Consider the following 20843-nt stretch of genomic DNA (forward strand, 5'->3'; position numbering starts at 1 on the left):
CATCGAGGCTAGACCAGTTCCAGCGAAACGGCAAAGTTTCGTTAGCCGCCCCCGGTCGGACGGGACCGACCGGGGGCGGCGGGGCGGGCGGGGGACGTGGGTGGGTGGGGGCGGGGGAGGGCGGCCCTCAGGCGAGCTGGCGTCGCACCAGCTCGTGCAGCCGTCCGCCGGTGTCCGCGAGAAGCTGGGCGGGCGGGCCCTGCTGGGCGACCTTGCCGTTCTCCATCACGATCACCCGGTCGGCGTCCAGCACGGTCGACAGGCGGTGCGCGATGACCACCCGGGTGGCGTTGAGCTTGCGGGTGCTCTCGATGACGGTGCGCTGCGTCTCGTTGTCCAGGGCGCTGGTCGCCTCGTCGAAGAAGAGGATCCGCGGCCGGCGGATCAGCGCCTGCGCGATCATCAGGCGCTGGCGCTGACCGCCCGAGACCGACCCGCTGCCCGAGACGATCGTGTGCAGGCCCATCGGCATGCGCCGGATGTCCTCCGCGAGCCCCGCCATCTCGGCGGCCGCCATCGCCTCCTCGGCCGTGTAGGCCTCCGTGCCGCAGATGACGTCCAGCAGGGAGCCGGTGAACGGCTGGGCGTGCTGGAGCACCACCCCGCACTGCCGGCGCACCGCCGAGTGATCGAGCGCCGCCAGGTCCTGGCCGTCGTACAGCACGCTGCCGGAGAGCGGCTTGTCGAAGCCGATGAGCAGCCGCAGCAGCGTCGACTTGCCGCAGCCGCTCGGGCCGACGATCGCCACGAACTCGCCCGGCCGGACCTCGAAGGAGACGTCGTCCAGGACCAGGGGGCCGTCGTCGGAATAGCGGAACGACAGACGCCGGGCTTCCAGCGCGCCGGACAGCAGACCCGGGCGGGTGTTCGCGGTGCGGACCTCGGGGGTCGCCTCCAGCACCGGCCTGATCTCCTCGAACAGCGGCAGCGCGGCCACCGCCGACACGAACGCGCCGGTCAGCGAGGTCACCGAGGTGAGCAGCATCGTCATCGACGTGTTGAAGGCGAGGAAGTCGGCCGCGGACAACGCGCCACGGGCCGGACCGGCCAGCAGCATGAACATCAGCAGCGAGCAGAACGGCAGGTACACCGCGCCCAGCACCGTGTTGAGGTTCTTGATCCGGCCCAGCCGCTGCTGCAGCTCACGGCTGCGCGCGAACTGCGCCGCCCAGGCCGCGTAGGCATAGTTCTCGGCCGCCGCCACCCGCAGCTTGGGCAGGCCGCGCAAGGTCTGGAACGCCTGGTTGTTGAGCTTGTTGGAGAGCACCACCAACCGCCGCTGCCAGCGCACCTGCCACAGCCCGAGGCCCAGGAACACCGCGGCGATGACGGTGAGCATGCCGATCGCCGCCAGCGCCATCGGCACGCTGTACCACAGCAGCAGCCCCAGGTTGACCGCTCCGACGGTCACGGACTGCGCCACCGACGGACCAAGGCCCGCCAGCAGACGGCGGATCGCGCTGATGCCCATGGCGGCGCTCGCCAGCTCGCCCGTGGAGCGCTCGGCGAAGAACCTCGTCGGCAGCCGCAGGAGCCGGTCCCACACGGCGGGCTGGAGCGTCGCCTCGATGCGGCCCTCCATGCGCAGGATCGTCAGGTTCTGCAGCAGCATGAAGGCCGCCGCCACCACGCTGCTGACCATGACGGCCAGGCACACCTGCACGATCAGCTCCTGCTGGGCCCTCGGCACGTACTCGCCGAGCACCTTGCCGGTGGCGATCGGCACCAGCGCCCCGATCACCACCGTCACCAACCCGCTCAGCAGCAGGTTCGTCAGGTCCGAGCCGGCGCCCCGCAGGCTGAACCGCAGCAGGCCGAGCGGGCCGAGGCCCTGCTCGGGCAGCGGCCGGTAGAACATGACGGCCCGCGGTTCGAACTCCTCCGCGTTGGCCTTCTCCACCGGCGTCTCGCGCCCGGTCGCGGGATGGACGGCGACATAGCCGCCGCGTCGCCACAGCAGCGCGACCGGCGCCCCCGACAGCGCCCGGCGCCCGACCAGCGGGCCCACGTCGTCCCGCCACCAGCGGCCGTCGAGGCGGACGGCGCGGGCGCGTACCCGGGAGGCGAGGGCGACCCGCTCCACCGGGTCGAGCCGGTCACTGTCGGCGCCCGTCGGCCCCGGCTCGGCCAGGGTGATGCCGGCGGCCCGGGCGACCAGCCGGCAGGCCGCGAACGTGGCGTCGGCGTCGGCGGACGTCGTGCGCCGGTCCGCCTTCCTCCCGATCGAGGCCAGCAGTGTCCGGTCGGCCTGGGCGCGGACCGCCTCACCGGCCCTGATCCCGGCGGCCGTGCGCGTCTCGTGGCTGCGCTCCAGCTGTTCGATCCAGCGGTCCAGCGCGGTCAGCAGCCGGTACTGCTGATCGACCACGGACTGCCACACGGCAGGGTCCATCAGCAGGTCGGCCGCCGCCTCCGCGCCGTACAGCGAGCCGTACTGCACGCTGCCCGGCGGCACCTGCATCCAGAACACGTCGTCGTCGTCCCCCGTGCCCGCGGCGACGCGCACGGGGGCGCCCCCGTCCTCGGCGGCCCGCTCGGCGGCCATCGGGGCCTGGAAGAGGATCGACAGTCCGCGGCCGACGCCGAGCGCCAGCGCGTACTCCAGGGGGCTCGAAGTGGGCGGAACGTACTGGGGGTTGCCGTACTCGTCGTAGGACCAGGTCTGCGTGCTCGCGGGCTGGTACAGCTCGCGCAGCCCGACGCGGTGCACCACGCAGTCGCGCGACGGGCGGGCGACGAGCGTGTGCCGGGGCCCTGCCACCGGCCCCAGCAGCAGGGAACCGGCCTCCAGGCGGCCCAGATGGTGCCAGTGGCCCTGCTCCGCGGCGTCCACCGCGAACAGGTCGAGCGCGCCCGACGCCACCAGCCACAGCACCTGCGGACCCTCCAGGTCCAGGCGCCCGTGGCCGGCGCAGTCGATGCGCGACCCCAGTGGTCCCAGCGCGGCGAGGACGACGTCCCCCTCCGGTACGGCCGTCATCTCATCGCTCCCTGACCAGGGCCGCGTACGAACCGCCGCGCGCCACGAGTTCCTCGTGCCGGCCCCGCTCCACGACCGTGCCGTGCTGGAGCACGACGATCTCGTCGCTGTCGCGGACCGTGCTGAGCCGGTGGGCGATCACCACGCACGCACAGCCGCGCCGGCGCAGGTTGTCCATCACCGTCTGCTCGGTCTCCGCGTCCAGGGCGCTGGTCACCTCGTCCAGCACGAGGACGCTGGGCCGGCGTACCAGCGCCCGGGCGATCTCCAGGCGCTGACGCTGCCCGCCGGAGAAGTTGCGGCCGTCCTGCTCGACGCGGCTGTGGATGCCGCCGGGCCGGCGCATGACGACGTCGTGGAGCGCCGCGTCCCGCAGCGCCTCGACGACGGCGTCGTCGGGGATCGAGGGGTCCCACAGGGCCACGTTGTCGCGCACCGACCCCTCGAACAGGAACACCTCCTGGTCGACGAAGGAGACGGACGAGGCCAGCGCCCCGCGCGGGATGTCCTCCAGGCGCTGCCCGTCGATGCGGATGACGCCCTCCCAGGGCGTGTACAGGCCCGAGATCAGCCGGGACACCGTGGACTTGCCGCTGCCCGAGCCGCCGACCAGCGCCACCTGCCGCCCCGGCCCGACGGTCAGGTCGAAGCCGGTCAGCAGGGGCTTGTCGAGCGGGCTGTAGCCGAAGGCGATGTTCTCCAGCTCGACGTGGCCCTGCAGCCGGCGGGTGGAGTCGGCGCCCGTGCGGCGGTCGTAGAGCGGGTCGGAGCGGAAGTTCTCCACGTCCTTGAGCCGGGCCACGTCCGCCGCGAAGTCCTGGATCCGGCCCGCGACGCCGTTCAGGCGGGTCAGCGGAGCGGTGAAGCGGGTGACCAGGGCCTGGAAGGCGACCAGCAGGCCCACCGAGACATGGCCCTCGACCGCCCGCATGCCGCCGATCCACAGGATCAGCGCGCTGTTGAGCGTCGCGAGCGTCGGCGCGACCACGCCCAGCCAGGCGCTCGGCACCCCGAGCCGCTGCTGCTCCTCCAGCGTGGTGGCGTGCTGCCCGGCCCACTTGCGGAAGTAGCCGTCCTCGCCGCCGGTCGCCTTCATCGTCTCGATCAACTGCAGCCCGGTGTAGGCCGTGTTGGTCAGCCGGGCGTTGTCCGCGCGCAGCTTCGCCGTCCGCGTCGCGCGCAGGCGGACGACGATCCGCATGGCGACGACGTTGAGCAGCGCCACCCCGACACCGACGTACGTCAACTGCGGGTCGTAGGTGTAGAGCAGGAACGCGTAGAGGACGACGACCACCGCGTCCACGCCCGCCGAGGCGAGGTCGCGGGCCAGCGTCTCGGCGACCGCGTCGTTCGACTGCAGGCGCTGCACCAGGTCGGCCGGGCTGCGCTGGGAGAAGAAGGTCACCGGCAGCCGCAGCAGATGGCGCAGGAAGCGGGCGCTGGACAGGGTCGAGGAGATGATCCGGCCATGGTGCAGGTTGGCCTGCTGCAGCCAGGTGAGGGCGACCGTGAGCGCCAGACAGGCGCCCATCGACGCGAACAGCACGCCCAGCAGGGAGGTCTGACCGCCGATCAGGAACAGGTCGATGTAGGTCCGGCTGAGCGCCGGCACCGCCGCGCCCACCAGGACCAGCAGCAGGCTCGCCAGCACGGCCGCCGGCATCGTGCCCGCGGTGCCGCGCAGCCGGGCCGGCATCGCGCCCAGCACACCCGGCTTGCGGCCGCCCCGCTCGAACCCCTCGCCCGGCTCCAGGACCAGCACGACCCCGGTGAAGCTGCCGTCGAAGTCCTCCATCGACACGAACCGCCGGCCCTTGCCGGGGTCGTTGACGAACACGCCCCGCCGGCCGAACCGCCGGCCGAGTCCCTCGTAGACGACGTAGTGGTTGAACTCCCAGAACAGGATCGCCGGCGACTTCACCTGGGTGAGGGCCGCGAGGTCCATCTGCATGCCCTTGGCCGTCAGGCCGTAACCGCGGGCCGCCTTGAGCAGGTTGCTGGCGCGCGAGCCGTCGCGGGAGACGCCGCACGCGATGCGCAGCTCCTCCAGCGGGACGTGCCGGCCGTAGTGGCCGAGGACCATGGCGAGCGAGGCCGCCCCGCACTCCACGGCCTCCATCTGGAGCACGGTGGGCGTACGGACCGTCTTCGTCCGGGACTTGGGGACGGTGCGCCGGGGCGGCGCGGCCCGGCGCCGGCCGCGGGTCTGCTCGGCGGTGCTCATGGCAGCAGCCAGTCGACGGGACGCTGATCGGCCAGCCGGATCGACCCCGTGGCCAGCGTCATGGAGGTCAGGGCGTACGGCGGGCCCTGGGCCGACGACCAACGGTAGCCGCTCTTCGTCGTGGCGGACCTGTCCAGGCGCACCAGCACCGCGACCGGGCGGCCGTCCTCGGTGAACTGCTCGCCCAGCTGGCTGTCGCCGAGGAAGGCGGAGATCTGCCGTGCCGACCGGGCGGCGCGGTCCACGGACTTCACATGGCCGCGCAGCACGCCGAACTCCTGGGTGGGCACGGTCTGCACGGTCAGGTCGACGGGCGCGCCCACCGGGACGGAGGCCGCGTTCTGCGCGGGCACGTACACCGTCGCGTACAGCGGGTCGTCGGCGCGGGCGACCTTCTCCACGGCGGCGACGTTCGCGCCGGTGGAGACGATCTGCCCGATGGCGGCGGCGAGCGCGGTGACACGGCCCGCGGCGACCGTCCGCACCACGGTGTCGCCGTTCGCCGTGCGCACCTTCAACACGGGGGCCCCGGCGGGCAGGCGGCTGCCCTCCTTCGCGAGCACCGCGGTGACCTGGCCGGCCACCGGGCTCTGCAGGATGTAGCTGCCCTCGCCATGGGTGAGGACGGCGGGCGCGCTCACCGTGGAGGCGACCGAGCCGGTCACCGCCCACACGCACGCGGCCGCGACGACGACCACGGTCACGGTCAGCACCAGCCAGCCCTGAGGGCGCGCGAAACGCACCGGCAGGTCGAGTTCCTCCGGTGACTGGAGCTTGGCGAGGGCCTGTTGGCGGAACTGCACGGGACTTCCCCAGGAGTGTCAGGACGCCGACGAGTCCCGGAGCCGGTGAGGGCTCCGGGACTCGCAGGGGTCACACAGGGCGCGATCAGAGACCGGCGACCAGGTTGGTGACCGGGGCCGTGTTCAGGCCGGTGACACCCTCGACGGTGCCGACGACCGTGTTGACCAGGCCGGAGACCGGGGCGACGCCGTCCACCAGGCCGGTGACGGTGCCGACGGCGTTCAGCGACAGACCGCCGGAGACGTTGTCCAGCTCGGCGTCGGAGATCTCGACGGTCTCAACCTGGGGGGTGGAGTTCATGGGGGGACTTCCCTTCACATGGATATCTCATCAGGGGGGAGCGGCCCCCTCTGGGGACAGACGACGGCCGCGACCGCAGGGTCCGGGCCTCCCGCTCCGGGGAAGCCGCTGCGGCCCTGCGATGCGATGGATCAAAGCAGGTCCATGGCCGACGCATCCAATCAATCCCTCGTCTCACCTGGGCACTTACGTCACAGGAGCGTCGAACGGTGCAGGCGCGCCCACGTCTTGTCGGCGACTTCTTCACACCATGGGACGGGTTCGCTCGGATGAGCGCAGAGCGCGCTCTCGGCGAAACGGACACTCTCGCCCGTATGGCATCGCGGCCGTCGTCGAGATGTGCAGAACCCTCGCTCGCGGTGACCTGGTTGGGCATTCGCTGTGCAGATTCCCTGAAGCAGGGATTCCGCCCCGGATCATCGGCAGAACGTGCCGGACCGGACACGGAAAGTGTCGACACGGTCATATCCCTCGCCCCTGCGGGCTCGTGCGCGAGGCCGACGTCCAAGCTCGCCGTCGGCGACGCCCCGAAGGCCCGCGGATCCCGGGCGTCAACGGCCTCGACCTGCGCGGACGGAAGGGTTCCGCGGACGGCGCGGCCATCCGCTCGCCCCGGCCGATTCATCGTTGAGCAAAGGAAGTTGGCAAACGCGATTGAACGCGCCGCGCCTCGGCTGCGTACCCATGGCCAACCAGGCGCCGCTGTACGGAGCTGCCGGATCCCCGGCAGCCGGACCCCGTCCCCCAGGAGGTCGAGTTTTTTGAGTCACAAGCGAGTTACGAAGCGCAAGGCCATCGTCGCGGCAGGCGGTGTGGCCGCGCTCGGAGCGGCGGCCATCCTGCTTCCCCAGGCCAACGCCTCTCAGGACGGCGGATCGGGCGCCACCGCCTCGGTGAAGACCCTGAAGGCGGGCGACGCCTCGGACCTCGCCTCCCAGCTGCAGAAGCTGCTCGGCGACGCCTTCGCCGGCTCCTACTACGACTCCGCCGGCAAGCAGCTGGTCGTCAACGTCGTGAACGTCTCCGGCGACAAGAACAACGTCGTCGCGCAGGCCGAGAAGGCGGGCGCCAAGGTCCGTGAGGTGCAGAACAGCCCGGCCGCGCTCAAGGCGGCCGCACAGACGCTGAAGACCAGGGCGACCGTCCCGGGCACCTCCTGGGCCGTCGACCCGAAGGCGAACAAGATCCTCGTCACCGCCGACTCGACGGTCACCGGCGACAAGTGGAACCGGATCGAGTCGGCCGTCAAGACCCTCGGCTCCGGCATGGCCACACTCCAGAAGTCGCCCGGCACCCTCAAGCCCCTGGTCTCCGGCGGCGACGCGATATTCGGCGGCGGGGCGCGCTGCTCCCTCGGCTTCAACGTGACGGCGGGCGACGGCTCCCCGGCCTTCCTGACGGCCGGTCACTGCGGAGTCGCGGCCAAGCAGTGGTCCGACTCCCAGAACGGCCAGCCGATCGCCACGGTCGACCAGGCGACCTTCCCCGGCGACGGCGACTTCGCGCTCGTGAAGTACGACGACGCGAAAACCCAGGCGCCCAGCGAGGTCAACACGGGTCAGCAGACCGTCGCGATCAGCCAGGCCGCCGACGCCACGGTCGGCACGCAGGTGTTCCGGATGGGCAGCACCACCGGTCTGCACGACGGCCAGGTCCTCGGCCTCGACGCCACGGTCAACTACCCCGAGGGCACGGTAACCGGCCTCATCCAGACGAACGTCTGCGCCGAGCCCGGTGACAGCGGCGGCTCGCTCTTCACCCAGGACGGCCAGGCCGTCGGCCTGACCTCCGGGGGCAGCGGCGACTGCACCGCCGGCGGCGAGACCTTCTTCCAGCCGGTGACCACCGCGCTGGCAGCGGTCGGCGCGACCCTCGGCGGCGGAGCGGGCGCGGGCGCCGGTGACGCCGTCGGCGGCGGCGGACAGGCCGGCGGGGCGGTGGACGCGAACGGTGACGGCATCGACGACCAGACCGGTGAGGCCGTCCAGGGCGGCGGCGCGGCGGCCGACGGCGGTGCGGCGGCCGACGGCGGTGCGGCGGCCGACGGCGGTGCCGACACGGGCAACGGCGGCAACCAGTCCGGCAAGGGCCACAACCAGTCCGGCAACGGCAAGAACCAGTCCGGCAACGGGCAGGGAGACGGCTCGGGTGTGACGGAATCGCACTGACCCGACGTCGACCCGACGGTCCGGCCCTCCGACGGGGGCCGGACCGTTCGTGTGCGCGCCCGGGCGACGGCCCTCAGCCGTCCCCGTGCGGCCGCAGCAACAGCAGGGCCACGTCGTCGATGCGCTCCTCCGCCGCCGCGTAGTGCCCCACCAGCTCGTCGGCCACCTCCTCCAGCGGACGGTCCCCGGCCGCGCCGAGCCGCCGCCCCAGATCCGCGACCGCGTCCTCGATGTCCACCCCCGGCGTCTCGATCAGCCCGTCCGTGTACAGGGCGAGAACACATCCGGCGCTCAGTTCGACCTCCGTCGTCGGATACGTCGCCGAGTCGTCGATGCCCAGCAGCGGGCCGCCCGCGAGGTCCAGGACGCGCACCCGGCCGTCCGGCCGGCGCAGCAGTGGCGGGGGATGCCCCGCCCGCGCCATGACCGCCCGGCCGTGGGCCGGGTCCAGGCGCAGGTACAGACAGCTGGCGAGCAGCTCGGAGCCCAGGTCGATCAGCAGCCGGTTGGTGCTGCGCATGACCTCCCCCGGCTCCTGCCCGACCGTCGTGTACGCGCGCACGGCGGTCCGGAGCTGGCCCATCAGACCGGCGGCGGTCACGTTGTGCCCCTGCACGTCCCCGATCACCGCGGCGGCGAGCGGGGGCGAGGGCACCAGGTCGTAGAAGTCGCCGCCGATCTCCATCCCGCGGTTGGCGGGCAGGTAGCGGGCGGTCGCCTCCAGGCCGGCCAGCGAGGGCAGTGAGGGCGGCAGCAGCGCCGCCTGCAGTCCGTGGGCGAGCTGGTGCTTGACGTCGTACAGCAGCGCCCGGTCCAGGGCCTGTGCGATCAGCCCTGCCAGACTGGCCAGCACCGCGCGCTCGTGCGTGGAGAACCGGCGCGGTTCGGCGTAGGCCAGCACACAGGCGCCCACCGGGCGGCCGGAGGCGATCAACGGCAGGTAGGCCCAGGCGGCGAAGCCGTCCGGCGAGGTGTGCCGGGCCGGGTACAGGCGCTCCAGCTGCTCCCGGGAGTCGAAGAACGCCGGGACCCCGTGGGCGACGACGTGCGCGCCCGGGGTCGGGGCGCTGAGCGCCATCCCGTCGAACCGTTGCACGGTCCGCGGGTCGGGATACCCGTGGTGGCCGAGCACGTGCAGCCGGCCGGCCCGCGCGCCGAGCAGCGCCAGGGCCTGACTGCCCACCGCCGGCGCGATCTCCTCCGCGACCAGTCCCACCACGTCCTGCACGCTCACCGTCTCGGTGAGCGCCCCGGCCATGCTGAGCGCCTGGGACATCGACACGAGCCGGGTCGGCGCGTCCCCCGAGCGGGGATCGGAGGAGCGCATCTCCGACACGGCCCGGGCCCGGCTGATCCGGGCGCTGATCCCGGTGGTGCTCGGGTACAGCCGGAACGACAGCCACTCGGAGGGCGGTCGCAGCGCCACGAACGAGGTGGCGTCCTGACTGATCAGCGCGGCTCGGTAACGCTCCTCGTACATGGGGTCGTTGAGCCAGGGCACGCTCGCCCACAGCTGCGAGCCGAGCAGCCCGCTCACCGGGACGCCCAGCAGCTCGGACGCGGCGGCATTGGCGAAGCCCACCCGCCCGTGCAGATCCAGCGAGCACATCCCGTACGGCAGCCGGGCCACCATCCGGGCCGCCTCCAGCGAGCCCAGCGTGTCGGAGACCCCGCCCGCCGGCCCCGCCTCCAGCAGATCCGCCTCGGCGGGCACCGCGCGGTTGCGCGCCGCCGCGCGCGCCAGCCGCAGCGCCAGCCGCTCGCAGGCCGACGTCAGCTCCCGGCGCTCGCGGTCGGACAGCTCCGAGGGATGGGAGCCGGGCCAGGTGAGGAAGACCGCGCCGTACACCCGGGACGCGGTCGCCACCGGGAGCGCGGCCAGCGCGAACGGATACGGCAGCACGACGGCGATCCTCGGATAGCGCCGGGCCATGTCCTCCTGCCCGCCCACCCACACCAGCCGCCGCTCGCGCACCGCCTCCGCCACCGGGATCGGCGCGCTCAGCCCCACCCGCTCCCAGGGCGCCGCGAAGGACCGCGGCAGGCCCGCCATCACCGCCATCTCCAGCACGGGCTCGTCTTCCGGCCGCAGGTACACCGCGCCGGAGTGCGCCCCGACGGCGTCCATCATCGCCGTCAGGGCCAGCGAGAGCAGCGGTCGGCCGACCGGGGCCCATGCGGCGGCCGGCGCCTGGCCGGACGTCTGCTCGGGCACGGCGCCCACCTCCTCGCCCGGCGCCGCGCGGGTCAGGCCTCAAATCTGCCCCCTGGCGACGCGACGCGCACGGCGAGCGGCCCGCCCGCCGAATGCCGCCTCTTACCCCGGCGGCTCCTGATCATGCCCCCCGGGCCGAAGCGCGGATCGATATGCGAGCGCGCCGCGTGCGCCCCCGCGCATCCCGATGGCCGGATCTTCGCGCTCAGGAACGGTCCGCGAACCCGAACAATGGGCACGCGCTGAACACCGAGAAACCTGCGTACGGCGAGTCGAAGGGGCGGCAGTGATCCGGGTACTTCTGGTGCACGACGCATGTCTGGTCAGATCGGTCCTCGCACGGTGGCTGTCGAGGGAGCCGGACCTGCGGGTGGACGACGTCCCGTGGCGCGGCGCGGCCGGCCGCGTCGGGGCGGTGCGGCCGGACGTGTGCGCGGCGGACCTCGACTGCTGCGACACCTATGGCATCCCGCCCCTGGGCGACCTGTGCCCGCGGGGCGTCGGACCGGCGTCTCCGCGGCTGCTCGTGCTCGCCGACGCGAACCGGCCGGGCCTGCTGAAGCGAGCACTGGAGGCGGGGGCGCTCGGCTACGTCGACAAGGCCGGCACACCGGAAGAACTGCTGCGCGGCATCCGGCGGGTCGCTCAGGGGGAACGTTTCGTCACCGACTCGCTGGGCTTCGGTTTCCTCAAGGCCGCGGAGATGCCGCTGACCCGTCGGGAACTGAGCGTGTTAACCCTCGCCGCCGAGGGCGCCTCCATCGCGGAGATCGCGGGGAGCCTGCACCTGTCCCACGGGACCGTGCGCAACTACATGGCGGCGATCACCCGGAAGACCGGCGCCCGCAACCGCGTGGACGCCATCCGCATCTCCCAGGGGCAGGGCTGGCTGTGAAGGGCCCCCGGACCCTCCGGCCGGCCCGGCCGGCCCGGACGGCCCGGACGGCTCGGCCGGCCCGGCCGCGCCGGCCTCCCCGATCCCTGCGGCGCCCTCGATGACGTCCGCCTCGTCGATGACGTCCGCGTCGTCGGTCTCGTCGACCCCGTCGGTCGTCCACGAGCCGACGAGGTCGCGGTAGAGGGCGGAGCGGCGCATCACCTCGTCGTGCGTCGCGCACAGCGTGCGCGCCCCGTCCATGACCAGCACCCGGTCCGCGCGCCGGGCGGAGCTGACGCGGTGCGCCACGACGACCAGGGTGCCGCCCGGCCGGGCGGCGAACGCCCGCTCGGCGCGCGCCTCCGCCTCCGGGTCCAGATGGCAGGTCGCCTCGTCCAACAGGGCCAGCGGGGCGGACGAGAGGTACGCGCGCGTGAGGGCGATGAGCTGGCGCTCGCCCGCCGACAGCGCCGCCGGGTCCACCACCGCCTCCAGGCCGCCCAGCGCGTCGATCAGGGGGGCCAGTCCGACGGCCTCGGCGGCGGCGAGCAGCTCCCGCTCGGGCACGGGATCCGGCCGCAGGTGCGTGAGGTTCTCGCGCAGGGCGCCGCTGAACACGTACGCCTCCTGCGGGATGAGGACGCGTCGAGCGGCGGCGCCGGCCCCCGGCACCCGCCGGCCGCAGATCCGGATTTCACCGCGCACCGGTTCCAGGAGCCCTGCGACCAGCGCCGTCAGGGTGGACTTCCCGACCCCGCTCGGGCCGACGACGGCCAGGTGGGCCCCGGAGGGCAGGGTGAGCGTGAGGTCGTCGACGACGGGTGCGGAGGCGGGACCGTACGCGAAGGCGAGCCCGGTCAGGGACAGCGCGGGGGGCGTCCGGGGCGTGGCCGCCCCCGGGGACGGCGGGTCGCTCCGGTCCGTGTCGTCGGCCGGGCGGGGCGGGGTCGTGCCGGGCGGGGCCAGCCGGCGCAGCACGACCGTCAGGCGGGAGCCGCTGGTGCCCAGGCCGTGGACGAGGCCGCTCAGCGCCGGGAGCAGGGACTGGCTGACATAGGCGAAGGCGCCGACCAGCGCACCCGGGGTGACCCCGTGCGCCAGGAGCCAGGGGGCGCCGGCCGACAGCAGCACCAGCGGCAGGTGCCCGCCCACGGCGAGGCACGCCACCCGGGTCACCCCCCAGCGGGCCAGGGCGCGGGCCGCCCGCAGCTCGGCGTCGACGAGGACGCCGGTGTCCGCGGCGATCCGGTCCTCCGCGCCGGCCGCCGTGACGTCGCGCAGGCCGGGGCAGACGGCGCCCAGGTCCGCCGCCAGCGCCTCGTCGGCGGCGAGGAACGCCTCCTGCCGCCGGGCCAGCGGGCGCAGCGTCACCGCGAACAGCGCCACCCCCGCGACGAGCGGGGGCGCGACCGCGAGGAGCAGCGGCGGGGCGAGCGAGCACAGCCCGGCCAGCGCGCCGGCGGACGTGAACACGAACGAGCGCGAGACCATCACCAGGCCCGCGAAGGTGTCCCGGGCGATCTCCACCTGCTGGGTGAGCCCGGACAGCGCCCCGTCGTCCGCCTCGCGCACCCCGCGCTCCACCACCCGCACGACCAGCCGGTCCCGCAGCGGTTCGACCAGCGCGGCGACCGCGGCGTACACCCGCCCGGTCCCGTAGGCGCCCAGCAGCACCCCGAACGCGGCCGGTGCGAGCCAACCGAGCCCCACCCCCGCGCGGCCGGCCAGGAAGCCGTCGTCCAGGGCCCGCGCCAGGGCGTAGCCGAGCAGGAAGGTCTGCCCGGACTCCAGCACCGACCAGGCCGTCAGCCGCGCCAGCGCCCGCCGGTGGGCCCTGAGGAACCTCAGCCCCCGCGTCCTGAGCGGGTCCGGGCCCCCGCCGCTCATCGTGGCGCCTCGCCGGCCGCCGCCGCGCCGAACACCGCCCGGTACCCGGCCGTCCGCCACAGCTCCCGGTGCGTCCCCACCGCCCGCACGCGCCCGTCGTCCAGCCAGGCCACCGCGTCGGCGCGGGCGGCCGTGGCGGCGCGGTGGGCCACGACGAGGCGGGTGGCGGTCGTGGCGCTGCCGAAGACGGCGTCGGTGACCTGGCGTTCGGTGATCGTGTCGAGGCTGGAGAGGGCGTCGTCGAGGATGAGCAGCCGGCCGCCGTGGGCGAACGCGCGGGCCAGGCCCAGGCGTTGGGCCTCGCCGCCGGAGTGCGGGGCGTGCGCGCACCGGGTGGCGTAGCCCTCGGGCAGACGGCGGACGAAGTCGTCCGCGCGGGCGGTGCGAGCGGCCTCCCGGATCCGGGCGGGGGAGGGGGCGCGGCCCGGCGGGCCGAGCGCGATCGTGGCCTCGACGGTCGTGCCCAGCAGGGCGGGGCGGTCGAAGGCCTGGGCGATCGCCGCGCGCAGTTCGGCCCGCGCGAGCGCGGTCAGCGGCACGCCGTCCAGCAGCACCTCCCCGGCGTCCGGATCGGCGAGCCGGCCGGCCAGCGCGGCCAGCAGCGACTTCCCGGAGCCGGAGCGGCCCACCAGGGCCAGCGTCGTCCCGCCGGGCACGACCAGGTCGACGCCGTCCAGCACGGTGCGCCCGCCGCGCCGGGCGGTGACCCCGCGCAGCTCCAGTCGGCCGGGGCCGCCGGCCGGCAGCCGCAGGTCGCCGTGGACGGGGGCCGGCTGGTCCAGGATCTCGCCCAGGCGGGCGGCGGCGGTGCGGGACCGGACCAGGCCCGAGAGCCGCCCGACGAGCATGCCGACGCCGGTGGCGAGCACCGCGTAGCGCGAGGCGGCGAGCACGTCGCCCGCCGACAGCCGATGCCGGGTGAGCAGCACGCCCGCCACGGCGACGACCCCGAGGTGCAGCAGCGGCGCCACCGCGACCGCCTGCGCGGCGGCCCGGCCCTGGACCCGCCACATGCGCAGGCCCGCCCGGGACAGCTCGGGCAGCGGACGCAGCACGCGGGCCGTGTCGCGGTCGGCGGTGCCGGCGGCGCGGATCGTACGGGCCCCGGCGACCGCCTCGGCGAGCGCGGCCGCGATCCGCCCCTGCGCCCGCTGGTAGTCCGACACGCAGGCCGAGGTGTCGCGGGCGAGGGTGCGCAGCAGGAGCGTCAGGACCGGCGCCCCGGCCAGGAAGACGGCCGCGAGCCAGGGGTCGACGAGGGCCAGCGCCACCACGGCGCCGACGGGTCCGGCGAGCGCGGCCAGCAGCGCGGCGCGGGCGCCGGGCGCGGCGCCGGCCTGGGCCGCGTTGCCCACGACGCGCGCGACGAGGTCCCCGGCGCCGAAGCGGTCGGCGGCGCGCGGGCCCAGGGCCAGGACGTGGCCGGTGACGCGGCGGCGCAGGAAGGCGGTGGTCCGGGCGTCCAGGGTGCCGCCGAGGACGGTCTCGCAGGCGTCGAGCAGGGTCAGCAGCGCGACGAGGGCCGCGCAGTACAGCACCCAGCGGGTCGCGGGGGCCTGGGCTATCAGCAGGTCCAGGGTGCGGCCGAGGGCGGCGGGCAGCAGCAGACCGGCGCCCGTCGCCGCCACGCTCACCAGGCACAGGGCGGCGCAGCGCCCGGTGCTGTGCCGGGTGGCCGCGCCCAGCAGCTCACCGGTCGTGCGGTCCATCGGCATCTGGCTCCCGTGCTTCCTTCGGGGTTCCGGGGGCGGTCGGACCCCGGGCGGCCCTCTCCGTGAGGAGCGGACCGCCCGGGGCCTTCAGCACGACGTGCGGGTCACAGACAGAGGATGACGCTCGCCGCGCTGACACAGGACAGCAGGCTGACGGTGCTGTTGCCGCCGCCGCCGTTGTACTCGTCGGATTCCATCGTCTGCAGGTCGAGAAGGGCCATGGTGTGTCCTTTCGTCGGTTGGATGTCTCGTCCCGTGGGGACGGGGTTGCGTCACGTCTCCGTCGTTGCCGCGGAGCCGCGTGTGGTGGGCCGCCGGTGCGGCGGCGGAAGGAACGGCAGATGGGCGCCGGCGCCCGGCCCGTCCGGTTCGAGGGCGGCGGCCAGGGCGAGGAGACAGCCCGCGGTGCCGGTGCCGAGGTCCATGGACAGCCGCATCATCTGGTGTCCGGGGAAGGCGAGCTGACCCTGGTAGGGCATCGCGAACCAGCCCAGCGCGTCGATCTGTTCGTCCAGCCGTGCCCGGGTCGCGCCCGGGGCGGTGGTGCGGGCCAGGTGCAGGATCATCCCGGCGCGGCCCTGGAAGAGGCCGGGCTGCGCGTAGAAGCGGGACGTGGCGGCGGTCAGGACGCCGGCCCGGGCGCGTTCGAACGCGCCCGCGGCGTCCGGCGCATGGGCCAGGCGGTCGTCGAGCACCGCTCCGACGCCCACGCTGCCGTCCCCGAGGTAGGGCAGGGTCCGCCAGCCCTCGTCGACCTCCAGCGAGCCTCCCTCGCGCTCCACGCAGGCCGCCAGGTCCCGGCGCAGTGCGACGTCCGCCGCCTCCAGCAGCGCGCGGTCGCCGCTCGCCTCGTACTGCCGGAGCAGGAACAGCGCCGGTCCGCTCGCTCCCCGCAGCAGCCCGGCCCGCCGCCGGGGCGCGTCCGGCACGGGTTCGGACAGCCGGCGCACGAGGATGCCGGCGGCCTCGGCGGCCCGGGCGCGCAGCTCCGGCTCGCCGGTCCGGCGCGCCAGGTCGGCGAGCACGAGGCCCAGTCCGGCCAGGCCCCCGTGCAGGTCCGAGGACAGGTTCTGCCACCGCTCGCGCAGGATTCCGTCGACCAGGTCCAGCGCGCGCTGCCGGTGCCCCAGCAGCTCCAGCACGTGGGCGACGCCGGCGAGGCCGTCGTAGAGGCCGAGCGGGGTGCCCGTCGGCGGCGGCGCGGTGTGGTCCAGGAGCCAGCGCTCGCCCTCGTCGTGGCGTTCGGCGCCGACGGCCCCGAGCGCGTACAGCACGCCGGCCGCGCCGTGCGCCAGGCCGAGTCCGCCGCCGTCGGAGAACTGGGCGACGTCCCCCGGGTAGAGCCGGTCGTCGCGCTCGGGGGTGGCCGAGGCGAGGATCGCCTTGACCATCGAGTCACGGCTGTGCGGCCAGTCGGCGGGCTCCACCCGCAAGGCCGGCGCCGACGCGACGCGCGCCGACCGCGGCGGCCTCACGGACGTGCCCTCGTGCGGGTCCGGGGAGACGTCGCGGGTGATCTCGGCGACCGCCTCCTCCAGGAACCCGCGCGGCACGTCGGGGAACTGCCCGGCGATCACCTCGGCCAGATGGGCCGCCTTGCCCCGGTCGACCACGAACAAGGTGGTGACGGGCAGGAACAGGGCGAGCCGTAAGCACGCCAGCGCGTACCGGTCGACGTCGGCGCCCCGGCGGTCGGGCGGGGCGAAGAAGCCCGGATGCGCCACCACCTGGCGGCCGTTCTCCTCGACGGGGGCGGCCGCCTCGAAGTCGATCAGATGCACCGACTCCCCGTCCGGCGCGACCATGATGTTGAAGACGTGCAGGTCGTTGAAGACGATCCCGCGGGCGTGCACCTTCTCCACCGCCCGCTCCACCGCCCGGTGGACGCGCACCGCCCACTCCGTGTACGCGGCGACGGCCGCCGGATCCGGGTCGGGGCACAACAGCGGGTGCCGCTCGGCGAAGAACGAGTTCAGCGGCCGTCCCGGCACGAGGTCCATCACCAGGAAGCGATGGTCGCCGAGCAGGAACCAGTCGCGCACCTCGGGCACCACCCCGGTGCCGGACACCGCCTCCAGCGCCCGCCTCTCGCGCTCCAGCCGGGCGATCGCGTCCGCCCCGTCCGAGGCCAGCCCCGCGTGCGGTCTGCCCTCCTTGAGCACGACCTTGCGCCCGTCGCGGGTGTCGGTGCCCGCGTACACCCCGCCGCCGTTGGAGAAGTGCAGGGCCTTCTCGATGCGGTACGGCAGGTCGCCCACCGTCGTGGTGTTGCGGGCCGCCAGGTGCGGCTCCAGGAACGCCGGCAGCGTCACCCACGGCGGCACCTGGAAGGACGGCGCCCGCCGGTCCGGCACGAGGGTCCCGTCGCCGTCGCGCACCGCCGGCACCAGCGAGCCCCGGTCGTCGACGACGAACATCCGCGCGAACGCGCCGTAACGGACGTAGAGCGGGCCGTCGTGCCAGCGCAGGTCGGTGAGGATGTAGGGGCCCTCGAAGCCCTCCAGCAGGGCGCCCAGCTCGCGCAGCACGGTGTGCAGCTGCTCCTCGTCCGCCGGGTAGACCGTGACGAACTTGCCGCTGGTGTCGCGGCCCGCGTACTTGGTGTTGCGCAGGTGCAGCAGGTGCGGACCGGGAACGAACTTGAAGGGGATGCGGTGCGCGACGCAGTAGTCCCACACGATCGCGGCGATCCGCTCCGCGTTCGCCCGGGTGGCCGAGGCGTGGATCTTCCATCCCTGGGCCGGGCCGTGCGCCGGGGAGCCGTCCGCGGCCGGCGGCGTCAGCGTCAGCCAGTCGCCGATCCGCGCCGACGTCCAGCCCTCGGGGACCGGCCGGCGTGTCGTGTCGTACAGCGGAGCGGCCCCGGTCCCGCCGGCGTTCAGCCGGTCGGGCGTCTCGTAGAAATGCGTGTCCGCCAGTGCGTACACCTCGTACCGCTTGTCCATGCGTCCCCCTCCGTGGGCCCGGCAAGAGCCTCGCAAGCCGCGGGGGTGCGCGGACAGTCACGTCTGTCACGAGCTCACCGTGCGGAACGCACGCGTAAAGACCTGTTCGGCTCCGTTCGAGCGCGGTCCGCGGGCCGTCCCCGTCGCTCCCGTCGCTCCGAAACGGGCACAGGGGCTGCGCGCGGACTCCGATGGCGCTGTAATGGCGGTCGTGGTCAGTGAGGGCGCCGCGGAGAGCAGAACGGGACCTTCGCGTGCCGAAATCGCCCTCAAGACGATCACGGCCGATCTCGCGGCGCCGGAACGCGTGCGCCGCACCCTCGAACAGGCGCTCGTCTTCGCGGGCGCGTCCCTGGCCGCGGTCTACACGCCCGGCGCCGGCGGCGACCTGCTCTGCCTGGCCGAGTCGGCCGGCGTCCCGCGGACCCTCTACGGGCTGCGCGAGAGCTATCCGCTGGACGGCCCCTCGCCCGCCGCCGACGCCCACCGCGGCGGACGGCCGGTGTGGCTCGGCCCGGCGGAGCTCGCCCGGTGCCCGCAGTCGCGGCGGATGCCCGACCGGGACGTCCACCTGGCCGCCCTGCCCCTGCCGGACGGCGCGGGCTGTCTGCTCGCCCTCAGCGAGCGTCCCGGGGGCTTCGGCCCCGACGACCGCGCCTGCCTGGAACTGGTCGCCGAGGTCGTCGCCTTCCCCGCCCCGGCCGCCCCCGCCGAGGGCGAGGAACTGCGCGCGGGCGACTTCAGCCTGGCCATGGACACCGGCCGGGTCGAGGTCGGCGAGGAGATCCTGGAACTGTTCCGGATGCCCCGGGCCGACTTCGACGGCCGGGTGGAGACCCTCCTCGGGCGCGCGGTCCCGGAGGACCTGCCGTCGCTGATGTCCGTCGTCGAGGCCGACCACATGTCGATCGGCGACCGCGAGCTGGAGTTCCGCGTGCTCCAGCCGGCCGGGCCGCCCAAGTGGCTGCGGCTGCGCGGCCGGCTGCTGCCCGGCGGCGACGGCCGGCCGGCCCGGCTGGTGGGCACCGTCGCCGACGCCTCCGCCCTGCGCGACGAGGTCACCGACGTGGCCCGGGTCCAGCGGCTGGCCGCCGCGCTCGCCACCGCCGGCACGGTCCGCGACGTCAGCCAGGCCGTCGTCGCCGCCCTGCGCAAGCCGCTGCGGGCCGACCGGATCGCGCTCGCCGAGCTGGAGGGCGAGCGGCTCGTGGTCACCGTCCTCGACCCGCCCGAGCCGCAGTCCTGGCCGGCGCTGTGGCGGCTGGAGTGGCGCACCGAGTGGCCGGACGCGTCGGTGCGCGCCATGCCCACCCTCGCCGCCGCCCTGCGCGAGGGCCGCGCCCGGATCTGGCCCGCGGGAACCGTCCTGGAACCGGCCCTGGCCGGGGTCGGCCCCGGCGGTCTCGCCGTCCTGCCGCTGTCCGCGGGAGGTCGCACGACGGGCGCCTGCCTCATCGGCTGGGACCGTCCGCACACCTTCGGGCCCGACGAGCGCGCCCTGCTCACCGCCTCCGCGGGCCTAGCCGGCCAGGCCCTGACCCGCGCCCACGCCTTCGACGCCGAGCACGAGCTCGTCGCCATGCTGCAACGCCAGCTGCTGCCGCGCCGGCTGCCGGAACTGCCCGGCGCCGTCGCCGTCGCCCGCTATCTGCCCGCCACCGCGGGCCTGGAGATCGGCGGCGACTGGTACGACGTCATCCCGCTGCCCGACCACCGTGTGGCCCTCGTCATCGGCGACGTCCAGGGCCACAGCGCGGCCGCGGCCACCCTCATGGGACAGATGCGCACCGCCCTGCGCGCCTACGCGGCCGAGGGCCATCCGCCGGACGTCGTCGTGTCCCACGCCAACCGGCTCCTGCTGGAACTGGAGACCGACCTCTTCGTCACCTGCTGCTACGTCGACGTCGGGCTGGAGGACGGCACGGCCTGGTGCGTACGGGCCGGACACCCGCCGCCCGTCGTGCGCCACGCGGACGGGTCGACCGAGGTCGCCGAGACCGACGGCGGCCCGCCGCTCGGCGTGCTGACGCAGGCGGAGTTCCCGATGACGCCGCTGCGGCTCTCGCCCGGCGCGGTCATCGCCCTGACCACGGACGGGCTCGTGGAGTCCGCCGACCTCGACATCGACACCGGCCTGGGCCGGCTCGCCCGCACCCTGTCCGCGTCGGACCCCGCCCACCTCGGACTCGTCGCCGACGCCCTGCTCGGCGACGCCCACCGCGGCGACGACGTGGCCCTGCTCCTCATGCGCTACGACGGCATGGCCGTCAAACCGCTGCGCGAGGGCTGGACGGTGTGGCGGGTGCCCGAGGCGGCCCGGCACGCCCGTCGCTTCACCCGGCGCTCGCTGCGCGACTGGGGCGTCGCCGCGGCGGCGATGGACACCGCCCTGCTCGTCGTCTCGGAGCTCGTCACCAACGCCCTGGTGCACACCGGCGGCCCGGTCCGGCTCGACCTGACCCTGATCGGCAGGCGGCTGCGCGTCGCCGTCACCGACGCCTCGCCGCGGACCCCCGTCAAGCCGACCGACCCCGGCTGGGAGGCCACCGGCGGGCGCGGCATCCTCCTCGTGGAGGCCATGTCCGACGCCTGGGGGACCATGCCGGTCAGCGGCGGCAAACAGGTGTGGAGCGAACTGGTGCTGCGGGGCTGAACCGCCGCGCCGCGCCGGACCGCCGGGCGGTGCCGCGCCGCCGGGCCGCCCCAGCCGGGCCGGGCCGCGCCACCGGGC

11 protein-coding genes and 1 pseudogene are annotated in these 20843 nt (G+C 74.8%); 3 read left to right on the plus strand and 9 right to left on the minus strand.

Features of this window, described 5'->3' with window-relative positions; genetic code table 11:
- Positions 1 to 127: 127 nt before the first annotated feature.
- The 4 genes from ACFVYK_RS35195 to ACFVYK_RS35210 form a co-directional block, all read right to left on the minus strand.
- Positions 128 to 2980 carry an NHLP bacteriocin export ABC transporter permease/ATPase subunit gene (locus ACFVYK_RS35195; protein WP_389780812.1) on the minus strand — a complete coding sequence of 951 codons (2853 nt, stop codon included), beginning with the start codon at positions 2978 to 2980 and terminating at the stop codon, positions 128 to 130.
- A gap of 1 nt (position 2981) precedes the next feature.
- Positions 2982 to 5204 (minus strand): NHLP family bacteriocin export ABC transporter peptidase/permease/ATPase subunit, encoded by a 2223-nt coding sequence (locus ACFVYK_RS35200; RefSeq protein WP_389780813.1) that lies wholly within the window; start codon positions 5202 to 5204, stop codon positions 2982 to 2984.
- Positions 5201 to 6007 (minus strand): HlyD family efflux transporter periplasmic adaptor subunit, encoded by an 807-nt coding sequence (locus ACFVYK_RS35205; RefSeq protein WP_389780814.1) that lies wholly within the window; start codon positions 6005 to 6007, stop codon positions 5201 to 5203. The genes ACFVYK_RS35200 and ACFVYK_RS35205 overlap by 4 nt, the downstream gene beginning before the upstream one ends.
- Before the next feature lie 85 nt (positions 6008 to 6092).
- Positions 6093 to 6308: a hypothetical protein gene (locus tag ACFVYK_RS35210; RefSeq protein WP_062643340.1), complete on the minus strand. Its 216-nt coding sequence runs from the start codon at positions 6306 to 6308 to the stop codon at positions 6093 to 6095.
- A gap of 761 nt (positions 6309 to 7069) precedes the next feature.
- Between ACFVYK_RS35210 and ACFVYK_RS35215 the strand changes: the two genes are divergently transcribed.
- On the plus strand, positions 7070 to 8476 hold the full coding sequence (locus ACFVYK_RS35215) for a S1 family peptidase (RefSeq protein ID WP_389780815.1): 1407 nt from the start codon (positions 7070 to 7072) through the stop codon (positions 8474 to 8476).
- Positions 8477 to 8549: 73 nt separating this feature from the next.
- Here ACFVYK_RS35215 and ACFVYK_RS35220 read toward each other — a convergent pair whose 3' ends face one another.
- Complete coding sequence (locus ACFVYK_RS35220) at positions 8550 to 10691, minus strand: SpoIIE family protein phosphatase (RefSeq protein WP_389780816.1); 2142 nt, start codon at positions 10689 to 10691, stop codon at positions 8550 to 8552.
- Positions 10692 to 10878: 187 nt separating this feature from the next.
- On the opposite strand from ACFVYK_RS35220, the pseudogene ACFVYK_RS35225 reads away from it, so the two are divergent.
- Positions 10879 to 11502: pseudogene (locus tag ACFVYK_RS35225) on the plus strand (LuxR C-terminal-related transcriptional regulator); the annotation flags it as partial.
- Here the strand turns inward: ACFVYK_RS35225 and ACFVYK_RS35230 are convergent.
- From ACFVYK_RS35230 to lanKC, 4 genes are all read right to left on the minus strand, one after another.
- Complete coding sequence (locus ACFVYK_RS35230; protein ID WP_389780817.1) at positions 11425 to 13455, minus strand: ATP-binding cassette domain-containing protein; 2031 nt, start codon at positions 13453 to 13455, stop codon at positions 11425 to 11427. The pseudogene ACFVYK_RS35225 and the gene ACFVYK_RS35230 sit on opposite strands and share 78 nt — an antisense overlap.
- Positions 13452 to 15170, minus strand: coding sequence for an ATP-binding cassette domain-containing protein (locus ACFVYK_RS35235; protein WP_389780818.1), 1719 nt, complete (start codon positions 15168 to 15170; stop codon positions 13452 to 13454). The genes ACFVYK_RS35230 and ACFVYK_RS35235 overlap by 4 nt, the downstream gene beginning before the upstream one ends.
- 101 nt (positions 15171 to 15271) lie before the next feature.
- Positions 15272 to 15388, minus strand: a complete 117-nt coding sequence (locus tag ACFVYK_RS35240) for a SapB/AmfS family lanthipeptide (protein ID WP_190151803.1) — start codon at positions 15386 to 15388, stop codon at positions 15272 to 15274.
- 51 nt (positions 15389 to 15439) lie between these two features.
- Entirely contained in the window at positions 15440 to 18112 is a 2673-nt protein-coding gene (gene lanKC / locus ACFVYK_RS35245) for a class III lanthionine synthetase LanKC (RefSeq protein WP_389780819.1), read from the minus strand.
- 202 nt (positions 18113 to 18314) lie between these two features.
- Here lanKC and ACFVYK_RS35250 point away from each other — a divergent pair, with 202 nt between their 5' ends.
- Positions 18315 to 20765: a SpoIIE family protein phosphatase gene (locus ACFVYK_RS35250; RefSeq protein ID WP_389780820.1), complete on the plus strand. Its 2451-nt coding sequence runs from the start codon at positions 18315 to 18317 to the stop codon at positions 20763 to 20765.
- Positions 20766 to 20843 lie beyond the last annotated feature (78 nt).

Source organism: Streptomyces sp. NPDC058291 (assembly GCF_042880855.1).
GTDB lineage: Bacteria > Actinomycetota > Actinomycetes > Streptomycetales > Streptomycetaceae > Streptomyces.